The organism is Nostoc sp. (genome assembly GCF_036916985.1).
Taxonomy (GTDB): Bacteria; Cyanobacteriota; Cyanobacteriia; order Cyanobacteriales; family Nostocaceae; genus Nostoc.
Genome location: NZ_JBALFD010000078.1, coordinates 17112 through 35036, shown reverse-complemented (window position 1 = coordinate 35036; position 17925 = coordinate 17112). Strand labels below are relative to the sequence as shown.

Annotated in this window: 13 protein-coding genes; 9 read left to right on the top strand and 4 right to left on the bottom strand. The window is 40.9% G+C overall.

All coding sequences use genetic code 11. The features are described 5' to 3' along the window. Positions 1 to 484: 484 nt before the first annotated feature. The 4 genes from V7L07_RS25095 to V7L07_RS25080 all read right to left on the bottom strand — a co-directional run bounded on the left by V7L07_RS25095 (position 485) and on the right by V7L07_RS25080 (position 5603). Positions 485 to 1219 carry a hypothetical protein gene (locus V7L07_RS25095; RefSeq protein ID WP_335061527.1) on the bottom strand — a complete coding sequence of 245 codons (735 nt, stop codon included), beginning with the start codon at positions 1217 to 1219 and terminating at the stop codon, positions 485 to 487. A gap of 403 nt (positions 1220 to 1622) precedes the next feature. Next, on the bottom strand, positions 1623 to 2429 hold the full coding sequence (locus V7L07_RS25090; protein ID WP_335061526.1) for a class I SAM-dependent methyltransferase: 807 nt from the start codon (positions 2427 to 2429) through the stop codon (positions 1623 to 1625). Between the two features lie 668 nt (positions 2430 to 3097). Next, on the bottom strand, positions 3098 to 3556 hold the full coding sequence (locus tag V7L07_RS25085) for a peptidoglycan-binding domain-containing protein (protein WP_335057996.1): 459 nt from the start codon (positions 3554 to 3556) through the stop codon (positions 3098 to 3100). A gap of 1402 nt (positions 3557 to 4958) precedes the next feature. Further along, positions 4959 to 5603 carry a transmembrane-type terpene cyclase gene (locus tag V7L07_RS25080; protein ID WP_335061525.1) on the bottom strand — a complete coding sequence of 215 codons (645 nt, stop codon included), beginning with the start codon at positions 5601 to 5603 and terminating at the stop codon, positions 4959 to 4961. A gap of 1013 nt (positions 5604 to 6616) precedes the next feature. Here V7L07_RS25080 and V7L07_RS25075 point away from each other — a divergent pair. Genes V7L07_RS25075 through V7L07_RS25035 form a run of 9 tightly spaced genes read left to right on the top strand, consistent with a single transcriptional unit; the run spans position 6617 to position 17815 of the window. Beyond that, entirely contained in the window at positions 6617 to 8224 is a 1608-nt protein-coding gene (locus V7L07_RS25075) for a phage tail sheath family protein (protein WP_334901732.1), read from the top strand. A gap of 10 nt (positions 8225 to 8234) precedes the next feature. After that, positions 8235 to 8705: a phage tail protein gene (locus V7L07_RS25070; protein ID WP_334901733.1), complete on the top strand. Its 471-nt coding sequence runs from the start codon at positions 8235 to 8237 to the stop codon at positions 8703 to 8705. Positions 8706 to 8758: 53 nt separating this feature from the next. Continuing rightward, on the top strand, positions 8759 to 9496 hold the full coding sequence (locus V7L07_RS25065) for a T4 family baseplate hub assembly chaperone (RefSeq protein WP_335061524.1): 738 nt from the start codon (positions 8759 to 8761) through the stop codon (positions 9494 to 9496). Next, the gene (locus V7L07_RS25060) at positions 9496 to 12123 is read left to right on the top strand and encodes a hypothetical protein (protein ID WP_335061523.1); all 2628 of its coding nucleotides are present in this window, start codon (positions 9496 to 9498) and stop codon (positions 12121 to 12123) included. Before V7L07_RS25065 ends, V7L07_RS25060 begins: the two co-directional genes overlap by 1 nt. Next, entirely contained in the window at positions 12120 to 13367 is a 1248-nt protein-coding gene (locus V7L07_RS25055; RefSeq protein ID WP_335061522.1) for a DUF4255 domain-containing protein, read from the top strand. Before V7L07_RS25060 ends, V7L07_RS25055 begins: the two co-directional genes overlap by 4 nt. Next, positions 13364 to 15346: an ATP-binding protein gene (locus tag V7L07_RS25050; RefSeq protein ID WP_335061521.1), complete on the top strand. Its 1983-nt coding sequence runs from the start codon at positions 13364 to 13366 to the stop codon at positions 15344 to 15346. Before V7L07_RS25055 ends, V7L07_RS25050 begins: the two co-directional genes overlap by 4 nt. Next, positions 15343 to 15600, top strand: a complete 258-nt coding sequence (locus V7L07_RS25045) for a hypothetical protein (protein ID WP_094343918.1) — start codon at positions 15343 to 15345, stop codon at positions 15598 to 15600. The genes V7L07_RS25050 and V7L07_RS25045 overlap by 4 nt, the downstream gene beginning before the upstream one ends. Next, entirely contained in the window at positions 15597 to 17333 is a 1737-nt protein-coding gene (locus tag V7L07_RS25040) for an eCIS core domain-containing protein (protein ID WP_335061520.1), read from the top strand. Before V7L07_RS25045 ends, V7L07_RS25040 begins: the two co-directional genes overlap by 4 nt. 47 nt (positions 17334 to 17380) lie before the next feature. Continuing rightward, entirely contained in the window at positions 17381 to 17815 is a 435-nt protein-coding gene (locus V7L07_RS25035; protein ID WP_335061519.1) for a hypothetical protein, read from the top strand. Positions 17816 to 17925: the final 110 nt, after the last annotated feature.

Here is a 17925-nt window from a genome sequence, read left to right as displayed (position 1 = left end):
AGGGAAATTACAGTACACAACGTATAAGATTTAACTCTAACTCTTCCCCTTAATTGTTTGTTACATAGTTATAAATTTTCTCCACGACTTACTTAATTCAGTTTAGAAACCCAGTCTGTATTGATAGCTTGCATAAAAGCAGTGTATCTGTGTTAGCTCATACGGACAATGTATTTAGAGGCGAAGTATTTTATATATTGCCAATGATAGTTGAACCAGTTCAAGTTAAAAGGGTAACTATTATTCATAGTAACACTTGAGAGTTGAGCTAAAGTAATTAATTACCACAATTGATAAAACCCAAATTTATTATAATAAATTAGGGTTTTAGGTTATCAAAAATGATTTAATACTGCAATAGGAGCTTTGCTATAAAGCCTTACTCTATGTAATTTGTATTCTTCAATAAATGTTTGACCTGAATTAGCTAACCACTCTACAAACTGAATCGCTTCAATAGGTGGAGTAGTGTTCTTTAACATTGCTAGGCAAGGATTGAGCAAAATATCATTAGGATTAATATCCCCAGCTTCACAGAAGACACGAAGATTTTTACGTTTGTCAGGATCTGCCCAGTTCCAAATCCACGGTCAGTCAGAGTATAGTAACCTCGCTCGTTAGCTTCTTGGAGAGCAGTATCAGGATAATGTTCTTTGCTTTTAAGCGGAAGATACCACGAATCGGTTCCAACTTCAGGTAAACGACCAAGAAATTTTTTAAATATTTTCCGTTCTATAAAATTGGTAGCAGATTTGTCATTGCGTGTTAAAAAATAAACACCAGATTGACCTGAAGCAATCTTTTTAAAAAGCTTTAGTACTTGATGATTAGAGTAGTGCGGTGTAAGTTCTTCAGATATAGGTAAAGCTGCTGGATTGTTAAGAGAGCCTATGAGAGTGAAATGATCGCGAAAAATATAGACCGGTGCAAAACTAAAATTACGTTCTTTGTACTCTTTATATACCCTTTCGATTCCATAAGCCCAGCCGACATCAATTGAACCATTAGCTAAACCTTGTAGTGTCTCCTCTGTATCTGATTTTTTCCAAGCAATACAATATTCTGCCTTTGTTTGTGCCAAGAAAGACTCAGCCATATAGTCTACAAAGCGAGTGATTCCAGCCCCGCCATTGCCAATAATAAATCTAGGTTTATCTTCTTTACAAAAAGAAGATAAAATAATGCGATCGCAATCATTTATTTGGGCTTCTTTTTTCATGGTTTTATTCAGTAGGTAAGAGTGTACGTAGATAGGTGTAACGACCTGCAATACTAATCGCTCAAACCTGCAATCAAGACATTTACAAACCAGGATTAAATGCAACTATAATTGCGCTTCAGCCAGGATTAAATGCAACGTTCCCCTTGATTATTTGCAACCAACCTGCTTTTCCTCTGTTTGAGCCAGGATTAAATGCAACTATAAAAGTAAAAAAAACGAACGTTTTCTTAACTGCGTTACTAGTAAGGCTTAGAGTTCCTTTTACCGTTGTTTTTTCAGTAAATAAACTCGTAAAGATTTCAAAGGTTAATCAACTATCATCCGCTTTTAGTTGTTCACTAGAGAATTGATTTTCTCTTCACAATCCAATAACTCTGTAAAGCTTCAAGAAACTATATAGTTATTTTCGTGCCCAGATTTGTGTCACACGAGGGATGCCAAACAGTGTTGTTTCGTCCTCTGCCAACTCTCTTATTTGCTCTATAGTTTGCTTAATCTCTTCTGGTGTTGTTATTCTAGAAGAAATAAAAGCATCAGCTGCCTCTTTGAGTGACAAATCTATTAAACGCTTAGTTTCTTTGTGAACTGCGACAGGCTGCACTAAAAAAATTTCTCGCGTAAGCAAGCCAGCATTTTGAAATATTTGGTAAAGCTGGCTTCCCATACAAAAGTGCTGGCTACGAGTGTTACCTAGTCTAAGGAAAAGCTCAAAACAACGGTCGTAGCTAGAGTTAGCAGGTTGACAAAAAGCAGTGCTAAAGTCGGCTTCCTCACACACTAACAATCCATTCGGCTTGAGTAGTGCCAGCATTTGTTCCAGTGCATCTTTAGGGCGAGTCAGATGGATTAGCAAAAAGCGGCAGTAAACTAGGTCAAAGGAGTTATGAGGTAATTCTGTATTGTAAGCGCTGCCCAAGACAAATTTTACATTGCTCAAGCCAAGTGCGTCTGCATTTCCTCGTGCCTGTTCTACCTGCTCTGTACTCACATCTACACCAATAACTGAACCGTTGAATCCAACTTGTTCGCCTAACCAAGTGGAAACACTTCCAATACCGCAACCAATGTCAGCTATATGCATTCCTTCGCAGAGTCCAACTCGCGCAAGTAAAAACTCTGTATATGGCTTATGGATTTGGTGAAGAATTTGCAATCGATTTGCGCCTTCTTTTCCAGTGGCTAGTGTATAACGGTCATCATGTATCATTTTTTATTCATCTTGGAACTGCTTGACTTAACTAATTATTCTTAAATCTATATGAAGAATTAGAGCGTTTTTAAATCTTGTAATTCGTAATTAGGAGGTTTAATCACCTATTACAAGGCTTACAATTACCAGTTATATTAATAACGCCCTTTTTGTGTCAGATAGTCACATAAAATTAGTTTACCTGGGTCGCTTAGACCGGAAATTATCTCCGGTCACTTCAATGGCAAGCCGATTAATTTTGATGAGTGAATAAGTGCGAACGCACCTAATCCAACCTCATAAAAAAGCTGACTGTGATTTAGGCAGCTTTTTGATTAGGATGAAATAAAAAACGCTAAGGCTTATATACGAATGGCACTAAGAAAAGCCCAAAGGCTTGTGTCGTCTTGTTCCCAGCCTCCAGGCTGAGAATGTATTTCAAGTGGGCTTCTGCCTCTTGTCAAGCTAATGGAGGCGGCAGCCCTCCCAGAATGGGTTCCCAGCTTAGAGGCTTGTTCCAGTCAGAGAAAGGACTGTATTTTTTCTTAGTGCCATTCCACTCTGAGTTGAAATTTTTGGACAATCGAGTGATGGATGAACCTGTCCATCTCGCAGTGGAAGGTTGTCTCCAACTTGAGTTAGAGTCTAAAGCCAATCTATCTGCTTCGGTACTTTTGGTAAAGCCGTTATAATTTCCAGGGAAGCGGTGAGTGATAAGGATTTTCATGCATATCCAACACTTCCCATGTACGAGGATTCACTTGTCCTGTAACTGGAACTTTGTACCGTTTTTGTAAATCCCTTACCGCAGATTCGGTAATGGAACCAAATACTCCATCAACAATTGCACCACGCGGATTTCCTAATCTGACTGCTGCTGCTTCTAAAAAACTATTATCTAAGAGAATTTTCTGCAATATTTTAACGCTTTTACCTCGATCCCCGGGATGCAAGGTGGGTAATGATAAATCGGTATACGCTGTTGCAACCAAAATCGGAGGTTTTTGTATTGGAAATGTTACTGCGATCGCTGTACTAGTTAGTGAAACTCCAATCAATTCTGCTATCAGTGTTGTTGATAAGAATACTTTAGACAACACAAAAGTAATTTGAAAAATCGATTTTTGAAGTTTTATTGATTTCATTAAGCATCTCCTAATGTGTTAGTTTGCTTATGCAATAGAATTTCAAGAACTTCTATGATCCAGCCCATTCTTGAGGCTTTTAAAAACCAAAACCACTTGTCGTTGGTATATATGTTACCTAGAACACCGATTCATTAATCGGAAGAGCAGGTAGAGTTGTTTGCAATAGCGCGTGTGGAGATGGGGGGTGTTTGTGTGCCGGGAAGAAAGTAGCCTTCGATCAGATCGTACTGACCTCCTGTAGTGGTGTGGTTGGCAACGATGTTAAGGCAAGTACCAAAAAGCCAGAGAGATTGTGTCATTAGATTACTCATGTTGATTAATTGTTTGCCTAATCAGGATCTGTCAAAAAATAATTTTTACGCTTGTTGATATCTATGAAGTTTACTGAGGAGTATCTCTAAGTCAATGAATGTCTCTGCTTGAGTTTTTTCACTGCACATTTAATAGTTACAAATTTATCGCAATATAACCTCTACCATTGGAACGTTTTAGTAGAAGTTATACAAGTCACACACTATTTAAACCTTTTTTAAAAGATCATTGCTTTTACAAACAATTTCTCTTTGCTACTCGTAGTAATACTTTCACTACTAGATTTATGCAATTATATTGCAGTCTACTATCGCAATTATAAACTGGAATTAAAACGTATTTTAACTAAGTTATACCAATTTTGTATGAAGATGTATAGAAAGAACCCCTCCCAACCTCACCAAAGTATCAAGGAGGTTGGGAAGGGTCAAAATAATGTGCAGCTTCACAGAGAATTGATATTATTATAAATAGCTGCAAGTTTCATCCTTTAGGAGTAGTAATTAAACTCATGCTTCATTGAAAATAAATACTTGTCAATTTAGCAACAATAATCGTAATCGATCACGGGGCGATCGCAAGTTACAAAACAACGCAACGATCCAGCATCCAGCCTTCATTTTTAATCAAACCAAGCACCTATAATCGGTAGTATTTTGAACAACTATGGGTATGAGTATCATCTCAACAGAAAACCGAGTTAAGCTTAAAAGCTTTATTAGATAAAGATTCTCCTGATAACCAAGGTGATTGACGCTCTGCTGATCGTCAAGTCACTGCTCAACGATAAAATAAGGGTTTCAGATTCTAAAAATGCTTGTATTGCTTATGTAATATCTCTTAACCCGGTTTTCTGCATGAATACTACTTATACCCCATCTACTACAAGAAGGATTTCGCTCATTTGTGTCAGATTTTATTTAGATTAAGAGTTAGGACATTAAATAAAACAATCTTATCAAAGAGAATATCTGCGACTTTAAGTAGATGCGCTACATAATTAAAATCACTCTTTCTCAATTTCTCACATATCTTTTAATTTTTCTATAAAAAATTAAACACTTGTATTAATCAACAATTTTATTTGTTATGAAACAGTTATTTTCTCTAATTGTTCTTTTCTCAAATCTTTCATTTGAGTAGCAATCATAAATACATACATTAGATCAAAGACAAAAATCGCAGTATATAAAAATACAAACAAGAGCGATCTTCCTTGTATTGGCAAAGAAAGATAGAAACCAAAAGAAGCAAGTAAAGTTCCCATCATCTTAAATAAAGCAATAAATATTGATTGACCTCTGAGAGCGTTGCGTCTGACTAGCATATCAATAAAAAGAATAGACATCATAAGATTTTGTCCAAAAGCTGTATATGCACCACTCCAATCATGAAACTCATAGGTGATAAAAAGTACACAAAAAAAGCTAACAACTAAGGTTAATAAAAATATGGGGAAAAACAGTTTTTTTGGTAAATATCTCAACTCAGATTGTCCAAATTTTAGAAATTCAAACAAGATAATTACATCAAGAAAAAACCATACAATATTGACTTGAAGTTGTGGTGGCTGATGAGGATGAAGGAATGAAAATATAAATTCCCATGAAATATTTGCACATAGAGCAACTAATGGCATTCCATAAGTTTGATCTTCAAAACCACGTTTAATCAATAAAATATAGGTCAGTATCCAGAATACTCCACTGGCAAGAAATAAATTAGTTACCATAAATAATTGTCTCAGAAAAGATCAGAATTATGCTTTTGTAGTCCGTAGAAGTGCGATCGCTCTAAAAGCGAGGCTTATTCTATCGCCCCCTAATGGATTCTCTCTCTTATTGGGGTATGAGTGAATGGCACTAAGAAAAGGGAAAATCGTTGAGGCAGCAGGGGTGCAGAGGAGCAGAGGAGCAGGGGAGAAAAAAGAAGTTTTAGGTATACGAACGGATATTTAGAAATTCACCTCTGCGCCCTTGCGCCCCTGCCCCTCTGCAATCCTTATGCTGCATACTCTTCAGCTTAACTTAGTGCCATTCGGGTATGAGTATGATCGCAACAGAAAACCGAGTTAAGCTTAAAAGCCTTATTAGATAAAGATTTTTCTGATAACCAAGGCGATTTACGCTCTGCTGATCGTCGAGTCACTGCTCAACGATAAAATAAGGGTTTCAGCTTCTAAAAATCCTTGTATTGCTTATGTAATATATCTTAACCCGGTTTTCTACGTGAATGCTACTCATACCCCAACATGAGCCGAGGCTAATCGACAATTTTGCATTCCTGCTCCATAAAACGCAGAAACCTTTTCTCAAACTCAGTCAAATACGGGCGTTTAAATTCTCCCAAACACTTCAAAACTCCCTCTGCTGCTGCTTCTAGCTTGCCAATGTCCCGTAGCCTACTGATGCGAGGCGTAGCCCGCCGCAGGCATCGCTTTCTTGGTTAATTTCTCAAAAGAGTTATATTGCGAAATTACTTTGACTACTTTTTGTGTCGTATTTAATCAACTTATACAATTCAACCATCAATCAGACTATTGTATATACTCGATTTCAAACGTCTGGTTGTTACATTGACGATGATGTCAGAGAAATCAAAATTTTAAATAACTCAATAAAGTTCTTAAAAGCAGCTATCTAATATTAAGTAAATTGGGAAGAAAAATATTATCCAATTTGCATATTTAAAAGTTGACTATTTTGTCAATTTGCAAGTTCTAAATGCTTAACCAGAGAATGAACAATGCCTACACAACCAACTTATCCAGGCGTTTACATAGAAGAAATTCCTAGTGGTGTACGCACGATTACAGGCGTATCTACCTCTATTACTGCTTTTATTGGTCGTTCTTTACGCGGCCCTGTAAACGAGCCGATTACTATCAATAGTTATGGCGACTTTGAACGCATTTTTGGAGGATTGTGGCTAAATAGTACCCTTGGCTATGCTGTACGAGACTTTTATCTCAACGGTGGTAGCCAAGCAATCATCGTCCGACTCACTCACTCCAAGTCTAAGCCGGCAGAAGGTGAAGCTCCAGCACAAGCTGAACCCACAGCTAAGAAGGCACAATTAAATGTTAATAGTCTCAACTTAGAAGCAGCAAATGAAGGCAACTGGGGAAATGCTTTAAAAGTGCGGATTGAATACGTAGATACTAATGTAATACGTGACGCAGAGGCAAAAAAACTATTCAACATTACAGTTCTGGATAATAGTACAGGTCAGCAGGAAGTATTTCGGAATGTATCGGTGCTTCCGAATCACCCGAGACGAGTAGATAAAGTCTTGTCAAACGAGTCTTATTTAGTTCGATTTAGAAATGAGCCTCTGCCAACAGAAAGACCCTCTGCTCATGCCCAACCAGCATCGGATAAAAAGTTGTGGGGTGATAACGATACAAACACCAAAGCTGAAGAAAATAGCGGTGCAGATGGTGATGATCTAGATGTGAACGACTTCACTGGGTCAAATAAAGAAGGAAATAAAGAAGGTCTTTATGCTTTAAATAAAGCCGACCTTTTTAATATCCTTTGTATTCCACCCTATAAAGCCGACAACAATATAGATTATGACTCTTTAGTAGATTCATCTGCTGAATTTTGTAGAGATCGCCGCGCATTTTTTATCATTGATCCTCCTAGCAATTGGACTAATAAGGATGCAGCAAAGAATGATCTTCAGAACATTGGTGAACCGACTAGTTATGCTGCTGTTTTCTTTCCCAGAATCAAACAGCCAAATCCCTTGCGAGATAATCAAATAGAAGAATTTGTTCCTTGTGGTGCGATCGCGGGTGTATTTGCTCGTACTGATGTTCAACGTGGTGTGTGGAAAGCTCCAGCAGGTACAGAAGCAACATTGACGGGTGTACCACAATTGAGTGTACCTCTAACAGATCCAGAAAATGGGGAATTGAATCCTCTGGGAATCAATTGTTTACGAACTCTACCAGCTTTTGGTCGTGTGATTTGGGGAGCGCGGACGCGACGTGGGGATGACCGTCTTACCGATGATTGGAAGTATATTCCGGTTCGCCGTTTTGCACTTTTCTTGGAAGAAAGCCTTTATCGCGGTACGCAATGGGTTGTCTTTGAGCCAAATGACGAGCCATTGTGGGCACAAATTCGTTTGAATCTTGGCGCTTTTATGCATACTCTCTTCCTTCAAGGAGCTTTTCAAGGTCGTAAGCCGGAAGATGCTTACTTTGTGAAGTGCGATAAGGAAACAACAATCCAAAATGATATTAACTTAGGAATTGTCAATATCATTGTTGGTTTTGCTCCTCTCAAACCTGCTGAATTTGTCATTCTCAAGATTCAGCAAATAGCCGGACAAATAGCAGTTTAAGGAGAAATATATGCCTTCTATTTCAGGTAAGCGTTTTGACCCCTACAAAAACTTTAAGTTTGTTGTAAGAATCAATGGTAAGGAAGTGCTTGGAGTAAGTAAAGTCAGCAGTCTAAAGCGAACCACTGAGGTAATAGAACACCGCACAGGTGGCGACCCTAGCACTGTCTATAAGTCTCCAGGACAAAGTAAGTATGATGCTATTACCTTAGAACGAGGTATTACTAAAGATCCTGACTTTGAAAAATGGGTAAACAAAGTCTGGGCGCTTGGTGGTAGTCCAGAAGTGTCTCTAGCAGATTTCCGTCAAGATATCATCATTGAGGTTCGTGATGAAGCTGGTAAGCCAGCAACTTCATATAACGTTTTTGGTTGCTGGGTTTCGGAATATCAAGCTTTACCAGACCTGGATGCGAGTGCTAATGCTGTCGCTATCGAGTACATAAAGATAGAAAACGAAGGTTGGGAACGGGCTTCATGATTAACTAAGCCGAGTTAATCATGATTTAGTTGTCAACCAGCAGGAAATTAATTATGCGATCGCTATCAGCCTCGGAACTGTTAAATATCTGGGAATGGGGACGTAATCAGCCATCTTGGTCTAAAGCAATCAAACTACTAGCTAGTGCTTGCTCTGAAACCTCCATAGATATGCTTACCCAACTCAGTCTCGGTCAGCGCGATGCCATGCTGCTGACATTGCGAGAGTGGACATTTGGTTCCCACCTGGTTAGTCAAGTGACTTGTCCAAACTGTGGTGAAGTCTTGGAACTTAATTTTGATGTTGCAGATATGCGTATAGCGTCACTGTCACTTGAACCAGTAGAGAAATATTGTCTTGAACTTGCTGATTATGAGGTGAGTTTTCGTCTACCAAACAGTTTAGATATGATAGCGATCGCTGAACATACACAGCCAGAGATTGCCCAAGAAGTTTTATTGGAACGATGTATTTTAGGAGCCGTGAGTGACGGTGAATATCTGCCGTTTCAGCAATTGCCATCTGATGTGACCAATGCAATTATTACCCAGATGGCTCTGGTTGATCCTCAAGCAAATGTACCAATCGATATCTCCTGTTCCACTTGCAACCACCAATGGCAATCATTGTTTGACATTGTGTCGTTCTTCTGGGCTGAGATTCACACTTGGGCATTTCGAGTTTTGCGAGAGGTACATACTTTGGCTGTTACTTACGGTTGGCGTGAAGCTGATATTTTGGCGATGAGTCCCAGACGGCGGCAATTGTATTTAGAAATGGTGGCGGGCTGATGAGCAATTATCTTTACCAGTTAGTAGCTAAAAGCTTTAACTTGATTGATACAATTCAACCTTTTGTATTATCAGTCTTTGAACCGTTACCAGAGTCTACACTTGACTGGGAGCCATCGATGACCACAGAAGAGACTGAGTTGGAAACGACATCCGAAGCAGAGAAATTTCCCAACTTTGAGAGTGTACAGTCTTTGGAGTCGCGATCGCCTGCAACAACAGGGCAAATATTTGAAGAGATAACCAACAGGCTCTCAACTAATTTAACTTCAACACCTGTTTACTCTTCCCGACAAATACCAGAATTAACTCTTGATTTGGCAGATAAGCCTAACTTTGAATTATCTCTCGGTGAGCTTTTCCCAGAGTCAGTACTGAGTCAAATCACCACTGACAATCTGCTGCTGACTCCAAACCCAGAGCTAGAAACAAACAATCCTCCACTAATTACTAGTTCTACTCGATTAGCATACAAACAACTAACGGAAATTGATTCAGTTGTTTCTTCCGTTCAATCATCAGAACTGAGAAATCGGAAACAATTTCTAACTCAACCTTTTTCAGAATCAGAAATGATTTCACCCGCTACAAATCAAGTAGCATCTTCTCCCAACTCAGATCCGTTGAAGCCTCCACCTGTAGCAAAAACAAAGCCTTCTCTATCGAGTTGTGTCGTTTCTGTACTCACCACAAAATCAAATACTTCTCTCTTAAACTCAATCGATCACCAAAGTCAGCCTCAACCTAAATTTTTATCTGAACAACTAATTGAATTTAATGGTTTAGCTTTATCTTTGCAATCATTATCAAATACTTCTCTCTCAAACCCAATTGATCAGCAGAGTCAGCCTCAACCTAAATCTTTATCTGAACAACCAATTGAAATTAATCGTTTAGCTTTATCTTTACAGTCACCTTTAAAACCAGACTTGCAAATATATTTTGACGAAAATTTAACAGTTCCATTCGTTCCTAAAGAGAAAACATTTTTGCAGCCAAGTCTAAATAATACAATTTTCAGGACTGCGATCGCCAAAGAAAATAATGCTCCTGTCTCAAGGTTAGTTGTTGAAAAATTGGGAGAACTTACAACTCAATTATTCAATAACCAACCACTTGAAATTAATCGAGTAGCTTCTCTTTATACCTCACCATCTGACTTTTCACATTATATGGACAAGTCAACACGAAACCTAATCCCCGATCAAGCTTTTCTACTAGGGAATGGGGAGAATTTAAAGCCTCTTGAGTTGCAGAAGAGAGGTTTGGAGAGCGAAAAGTTTGAGCGGAGGTTTCCGGCGATGCCGGAGCCAATGCTAGGGGCGAGCAAAGCTTTTCAAGAGAGAAGTTTTGCAGAACCCGTGAAAAGTCATACTTCACCACAGTTAGAAAGTTTTGAACTATCTCCCGTTCAACTTCAATCAGAAGCAACAGCGATGTCTACGACCAACTTTGCCAGCGCATCTGATATTGCTCAAGTATTGCCTTTAACACCTGCGCTAGCAGTAGAAACTATTACTCCCACCTCAAATACGGCAATTCAGCTACAGGAACAACTTGTGAATGAATTGCCACAACAGCAACCATTACAAATAACTGGGAATATTTCATCTCCTCCAGTGCAAAAGTTGATTAGTTCAGAAATATTATCCAGTCAGATTTTAGAAGAACCAACAGCGATGTCTACAACGGGCTTTGCCAACGCACAGAGTCCAGATTCGCTACAAGCGATCGCACCGATTATTGACAGGACATTATCGAATTCACACAAACAAACGTTAACACCCACAATTGACAGAGAAACAAACGTTAGACTACCACATTCTAAAGTTGCGTCTGATCTGCCAGAAATTCCCCAGAAGTTTCTTCACAAAAACGTTTTATCAATCCAGTCACTTCTAACAGCTGCATCTCCCGAACTATCTTCGCTTCAGACAAACAGTTCTACTGCATCATTCGGAGATAATTTACCATCATTTATCACTTCCCAACCTGCAACTCAACTAGCTGCTATTCATTCAGATATAATACCAGCGCCAATTCCTGCTTCACATCCTTCGACTGCCGGAACTGACATACAACCGCAAGTCAGAAAAGCTGACTCTCACTTGTCTGATTTTCGCAGAAATGAAGCTTCTATTCAGGAAGTTGGCTCACAAAACCATAATACGAAGAGGCAGGGGGAAGGGGGCAGGGAGCGGGGAGAAATGACCCCTGACTCCTGTGGTGGAGCGGAGCGGAACATGGGTCTAACTTCCCCACTTCTGTTAAGTGGTTCTCGTACCCTTCGGGAAGCTAGTGCAACAGTTGGAGTCGAATCCCCATCTGAACTATCTCCCCTGCTCCCTGCCCCCTGCTCCCTTGCCTCTTTTTCAAGACCGCTTTCTGGGTCAATCAATGACATGACTGTAAAAAGGTTGTCAGTCATTGCAGCTAGTAGCAAAGAAGACCAAAAGCGATACTCAGAGCATTTGGAAACACCGCCTGTTATTCAAGTAACAATTGGTCGGTTAGAAGTTCGTAGCACAGCCCCAGTACCTCCTCTACCTCGACCAAAGCCCCGTTCAGCAACGTCTGTGATGAGTTTGAATGAGTACTTGCAGCGACGTGGGGGAGGTAAACGATGAGCAATGCCTTAGCCATAGCTGCTGTCACGATCACATTGCGTCACTTGTTACAGCAAAGGTTTGATACTGAGAGTTCTGGTAGAATCACTGTGACGACACGGCCATTAGATAAAGTGGGAGATCATACTGTTAGTAGTGGTGATCAAGTTAATCTGTTTCTCTACGATACTCAGATCAATGCGGCTTGGCGGAATATGGATATTCCTTCTCAAGTGAAGCCTGGTGAAACAGGACAGCAGCTTTTACCGTTAAACCTCTACTACCTACTGACTGCTTACGCCCAGAATGATGACTTCCCAGAACCCACAAGTCATCGGCTATTAGGTGTGGCTATGAGTGTTTTTAACGATCATCCTATAATTACTTCTGCTGATATTACAGCAGCCTTGCCTATTACCAATCCTCCAGAGTATGACCTTGATCAACAGGAGGAACAGGTGCGAATTGTTTATCAACCGTTATCTGTGGAAGAAGTATTTAATCTGTGGTCAACTTTTCAAGCTCCCTATCGGGTTTCAGCTGCTTATGAGGTGTCAGTGGTGCTGATTGAAAGTAGGCAGCCTGCAAAAACTCCACTACCGATTATTAAACGTCAATCTGACGATCGCGGGCCAATTGTTCAGTCAGATTTGTCGTCGCCCTTACCCACATTAGTTTCTATCCAATTGCCTAACCAGCAAGCTAGCGCCAGATTGGGTGATATTCTGATTCTTAATGGTTTTCACTTAGACGCTGAAAATGTAGTTATATATTTTACAAATATTCGTTTAGAAATTTCTCTGGAAGTGCCACCAATAGCTACGAGAACGGCAACAGATATTAGAGTTCAATTACCTGATGAGCCTGTAAACTGGGCGGCGGGTTTTTATACCGTGGTAGTGGGAGTAACGCGGACTGGCGAACCAAGTCGGACTACCAATGAATTATCTTTTGCCTTAGCACCAAAAATCTTAGATATTATACCACGACAGGCAACACCAGACGCTAATGGCGAAGTAACCCTCACTTTGATTTTAAGCCCCCAAGTGCAACCAAGACAAAGGGTTGCATTATTGTTAGGCGATCGCGAAGTTCTGGCTCAACCACATCCAACTCAAACAGATAGGCTGGAGTTTCGGATTGTAGGTATTACACCGGGTGAGTATTTTGTGCGGGTGCGGATTGATGGAGTAGATAGCTTGCTGGTAGATCGCACAGTGACACCGCCTGTTTTCGACCAAAATCAAAAGGTGGTGATTTTATGAGCAACCTTGATTCCTGGATGCCAAACAACGAAGAATATTTAGCGAAGGCACTGGCTTGGTTACGCTGGCGTTTACGTAAGTTTGCACAGTTACCTGATACTGAGATAGCTGAGGTTACAGAAAAGCCAACGGCTGAGGGGATGAATCCACTCCCGGCGCTGATTCTGTTGAGCCAGAAGTTAGGTCTGTCTGATTTTGAACAAGAGATTTTGCTGTTATGCGTTGCAATGGAATTAGATCCAGGTATGGCGCGTCTTTGTGCTAGAGCTTTCGATAATGCTCACCAGCCTTACCCTACCTTTGCCTTGGCTTTATCCTTATTCGATGAACCTGCCTGGGATGCCCTTTCTTGGGAACGACCTTTGCGTTACTGGCGATTGATTGAAATTCATCAGTCGGGAGTTCAACCGCTTACTAGCAGTGGTTTACGGGTAGATGAACGTATATTAAATTATATCAAAGGATTAAATTCTTTAGGCGATCGCTTGGCATCATTAGTAATGCCACTAGAAACAGAACAATGGGATGTAAAATTACCGCCATCTCAAAATTTTGTTGTCGAAACCATTATTCAACAACTGCGGCAAACGCAGAGAGAACAACGTTTACCAGTTATTCAGCTAGTAGGGGCAGATTCCCTCAGCAAGCAACTAATAGCCCAACAAGTAGCAGCCCAACTAGATAGGTATGTCTATCGTTTACCAGTGGAACTATTGCCAACTCAGGCGGGAGAGTTAGAGACAGTTGCCCGTTTGTGGCATCGTGAAAGCTTGCTATTGCCCCTTGCCCTGTATTTAGATGCCCAAGAGCTTGATGATAAACCTACTACAGAAGGACAAGCACTTCCCTTGCATCGGTTTCTTACCCGCAGTGGTGGTCTAATTTTCCTTAGCACTCGTGAAATTAGGCAAAACTTGGGTCAGTCCACAATTGTTGTAGATGTTGAAAAGCCAACACCCACGGAACAAAAAGCAACTTGGAGCCAAGCATTAGGAACCGTGGCAGATATTAGTCCGCGACTCTTGACTGGTCAGTTTAACCTCAATTTAGTCACAATTGAGCAGATTGCCCAGCAAGTGCTAGCTGAAACACCCAATCCTGAAATCCCAAATCGTTTGTGGTCAGCTTGTCTTGGTAATACTCGTCCGCAGTTGGATACTTTAGCTCAACGCCTCGACCTGAAAGCAACTTGGGATGATATTGTTCTAGCACCAGAAGAGACAAACTTGCTGCATCAAATTGCTGACCAGATCCGCCAGCGCAGTCAAGTTTATCAAAATTGGGGTTTTGACAAGCGGATGAATCGCGGAATGGGCATCAGCGCCTTGTTTGCGGGGGAAAGCGGCACGGGGAAGACGATGGCAGCAGAGGTGATTGCTAATGATTTGCAACTCAATCTCTATCGGATTGACCTGTCATCTGTGGTCAATAAATATATCGGAGAAACGGAGAAAAATCTGCGTCGTTTATTTGATGCGGCGGAAGATGGCGGCGCGATTCTGTTTTTTGATGAAGCAGATGCTTTATTTGGCAAACGTTCTGAGGTGAGAGATAGTCATGACCGCCACGCGAATATTGAGGTGAATTACCTATTGCAGAGGTTGGAGGCGTATCGCGGTTTGGCGATTTTGGCAACTAATCTTAAGAGTTCGCTGGATCATGCCTTTATGCGCCGCTTGCGCTTTATTGTTAATTTTTCCTTTCCTGGCGTTGCGGAACGTCAGGTGATGTGGGAGAAGGTGTTTCCACCAGAGACACCAACTGAGGATTTAGATTTTCGCCGCTTGGCGCGTCTGAATTTGACAGGTGCGAATATCCAAAATGTGGCGTTGAATGCAGCTTTTTTGGCGGCGCAAGCGGGTACACCTGTGACAATAGCGTTGGTGTTAGCAGCAGTGCGGACAGAGTTTCGCAAATTAGATCGACCTGTGAATGAGGCGGATTTTCGGGTTTCAGTGCTTACGGGGGTAACGGTATGAATATCAATATTGATATAGAAAAGCTGGTTTTAGAGGGAATGTCTATTTCTCCCAGCCAGGGGCGGAAGTTGCAAGGGTTGGTGGAGACTGAATTGGCGCGATTGCTGAGAACAGAAGGTGTACCACATAACTGGGCTTCAGGTGGGGTGGTGTCTCATGTACCTAGTGGTGCGATTCAAGTAAAGCCTGGATCTAATCCTACCCAAATGGCGCAACAAATTGCACAAACAGTATATCGAGGAATGAAACCATGATTAGTAAAAGAATGGCACAAAGCGATCGGCAGCAAAAAAGTGATAAACCCCAAGAAAGTGGAATTTTACAGCGTGCTGCTGTTCGTTCGGTTTCCGACGTTGGGATGCAATCAACAGACAATCAAAAAGACCTGGCATTAAGTAATTCGGCTTTTTCCAAAGACTTTAGCCGAGTGCCTATTAGCATGACTAAACCGCCGCAGATTATGGCGAAGCTGACGATTGGTGCAGTGGGGGATAAATACGAACAGGAAGCGGATAGAGTAGCGGTACAGGTGGTGCAGCGAATAAATGCACCTGCATCTTTGCAGTCAGGTGAAGATGAAACTGTTCAGCGAGAGGAGATGGAGACAGAAGATAACGAAGCAAGACTGATGCGATCGCCAATATTACAGCGTAGGTCTAGTGATGGTAGGAAGGCTGCTACACCAAATCTGGAAGCCTCCATCAACCGAGCAAGGAGTGGCGGACAGTCGATGGCGAACAATATTCGGCAACCTATGGAAAAGGCGTTTGGGGCTGACTTCAGTGGGGTGAAGGTTCATACTGATGCCCACTCTGATCAATTGAATCAATCAATTCAGGCTCGTGCTTTCACAACGGGACAAAATGTGTTCTTTCGGCAGGGGGAATATAATCCTGGAAGTCGGGGGGGGCAGGAGTTGATTGCCCATGAGTTGACCCATGTGATGCAGCAAAATGGTGGGGCTGTGCAGAGAACACCTCGATATCTATTGCAGCACCAGCAATACCAAGTCACCGAAACAACATCTGCATCAGAGGGGGATCGCGCGATCCAAGGGAGTGGAGAAATGACAGGGAATCGCCACGACTCAAACCGAGATAGAATTTCGATCATTGAAGGGTTAACAATCCAGAGATTGGCTCTTCAATATGGAACAAAGCCACCTATTCCAGAGGATGCGACGAAGATAGCAGAAGTTCAAGATAAAAAGCGTATCAAAGTTATACCAGTACAGATGATTTCTAATCAAGGAACAATCAATATAGCAATTGATATTTACGACAAAATGAAAGATAAGGAAGAGATATTTTTGGTCGCTCATGGGCGGCCAGCTCTCGGCAATGAACCTGCGATGCTGGAATTTGGGGAGGGAAATAAGACGCTATCGAGCGAGCGAGTTGCTGACATAATCCGGACAATAGTTGAGCAACTGAAGACATATTCAAAGACAATAGGAAGAGTAAAAATTGAAGCATGTATGTCGTCCCTGAGTCGGAAAACCAGTGGTTCATTTTTTGATAATAAGCCTTCCTTGATCGAGAACATCAAGAACAGCCTAAAGAGCAAATATAATGTTAATGAGATTATTCTTTCGGGTAATCTAGGTTTCTCTGCTGGGCTGGAGAGCGACGAGAAGGGAGTGGAGGTCACACCTCCGTTGGAAACCAACGTCGGCTTGCTGGAAGTCCTTGCTGTAGACATAGAGAAAGCAATAAAGGAAAAAGTTCCGGTTGATTCAAAGGTTAAAGATGCCTTGAACATATTACAGACTAGCAAGAGTTGGATTACAAAATATGAAAGCCAACAAACGCCAGAGCGATCTGAGAATTTGAAAGAGCTAATTGGCTCAAGTACAGTACTAGAATATCTGACGAAAGGGTTTAATCTGATGAGCAACAACAGTATTCCAGACTCTAGTTTCTTTTCTTTACTTTCAATACTTACGTCACATGCAAAGCAAGGGGCGCAATCAGTCGTGGTCGGATAAAAGGCGAGATATTCTACAAAGACTTTAATTTTCTCACAAATAAACAAATGCCTGACTTTATTCTGATTACTGGCGATCGCGTCATATTCAACCCCACCTTTGGAAAAGCAATAGTTGTAGTACGTCCTGGCATCTTAACTGGTACTGGCAGAGCAACAGTTAATAAAAAGACTATTTGCATTGATGGTGACGATAAAAAAGTTTTGGTTCCTGGTTGTTCTTATACGAGTCCGCCGAATGTCACTCCCGGTACAGGAATACTTTCTATTCAATCTTTAGCCATCAATCAAAGAGCCAGAAGAGTTAAATCTAGGCGAAAAGCAGTATTGCTCAAAGGTAGTATCTTCACGGCGAAATTTCAAGTTATCGTGCCAGCCCAAGTACCGCCAACACCAGTATCGCCACCGATACCAGACCCAATTCCCGTATATATTGGCACGGGATTTTTTACTACTACAAATATGAAGGTAAAAGGTACTTGAAAAAGTTATTAGAAACGCAATGCTTTATAATTCGTAATTCGTAATTAATAAATGTGAAATTTTCAGGGTTTGAATCTGTTGTTGAATTTTAAAGAATTGGTATTAGTACC

Excerpts from the sequence above, each read along its gene's own strand:
- V7L07_RS25050 (WP_335061521.1), top strand. The coding sequence starts at position 13,364 with ATGAGCAACCTTGATTCCTGGATGCCAAACAACGAAGAATATTTAGCG.
- V7L07_RS25065 (WP_335061524.1), top strand. The coding sequence starts at position 8,759 with ATGCGATCGCTATCAGCCTCGGAACTGTTAAATATCTGGGAATGGGGA.
- V7L07_RS25090 (WP_335061526.1), bottom strand. The coding sequence starts at position 2,429 with ATGATACATGATGACCGTTATACACTAGCCACTGGAAAAGAAGGCGCA.
- V7L07_RS25080 (WP_335061525.1), bottom strand. The coding sequence starts at position 5,603 with ATGGTAACTAATTTATTTCTTGCCAGTGGAGTATTCTGGATACTGACC.
- V7L07_RS25040 (WP_335061520.1), top strand. The coding sequence starts at position 15,597 with ATGATTAGTAAAAGAATGGCACAAAGCGATCGGCAGCAAAAAAGTGAT.
- V7L07_RS25055 (WP_335061522.1), top strand. The coding sequence starts at position 12,120 with ATGAGCAATGCCTTAGCCATAGCTGCTGTCACGATCACATTGCGTCAC.
- V7L07_RS25075 (WP_334901732.1), top strand. The coding sequence starts at position 6,617 with ATGCCTACACAACCAACTTATCCAGGCGTTTACATAGAAGAAATTCCT.
- V7L07_RS25045 (WP_094343918.1), top strand. The coding sequence starts at position 15,343 with ATGAATATCAATATTGATATAGAAAAGCTGGTTTTAGAGGGAATGTCT.
- V7L07_RS25070 (WP_334901733.1), top strand. The coding sequence starts at position 8,235 with ATGCCTTCTATTTCAGGTAAGCGTTTTGACCCCTACAAAAACTTTAAG.
- V7L07_RS25035 (WP_335061519.1), top strand. The coding sequence starts at position 17,381 with ATGCCTGACTTTATTCTGATTACTGGCGATCGCGTCATATTCAACCCC.
- V7L07_RS25095 (WP_335061527.1), bottom strand. The coding sequence starts at position 1,219 with ATGAAAAAAGAAGCCCAAATAAATGATTGCGATCGCATTATTTTATCT.
- V7L07_RS25085 (WP_335057996.1), bottom strand. The coding sequence starts at position 3,556 with ATGAAATCAATAAAACTTCAAAAATCGATTTTTCAAATTACTTTTGTG.
- V7L07_RS25060 (WP_335061523.1), top strand. The coding sequence starts at position 9,496 with ATGAGCAATTATCTTTACCAGTTAGTAGCTAAAAGCTTTAACTTGATT.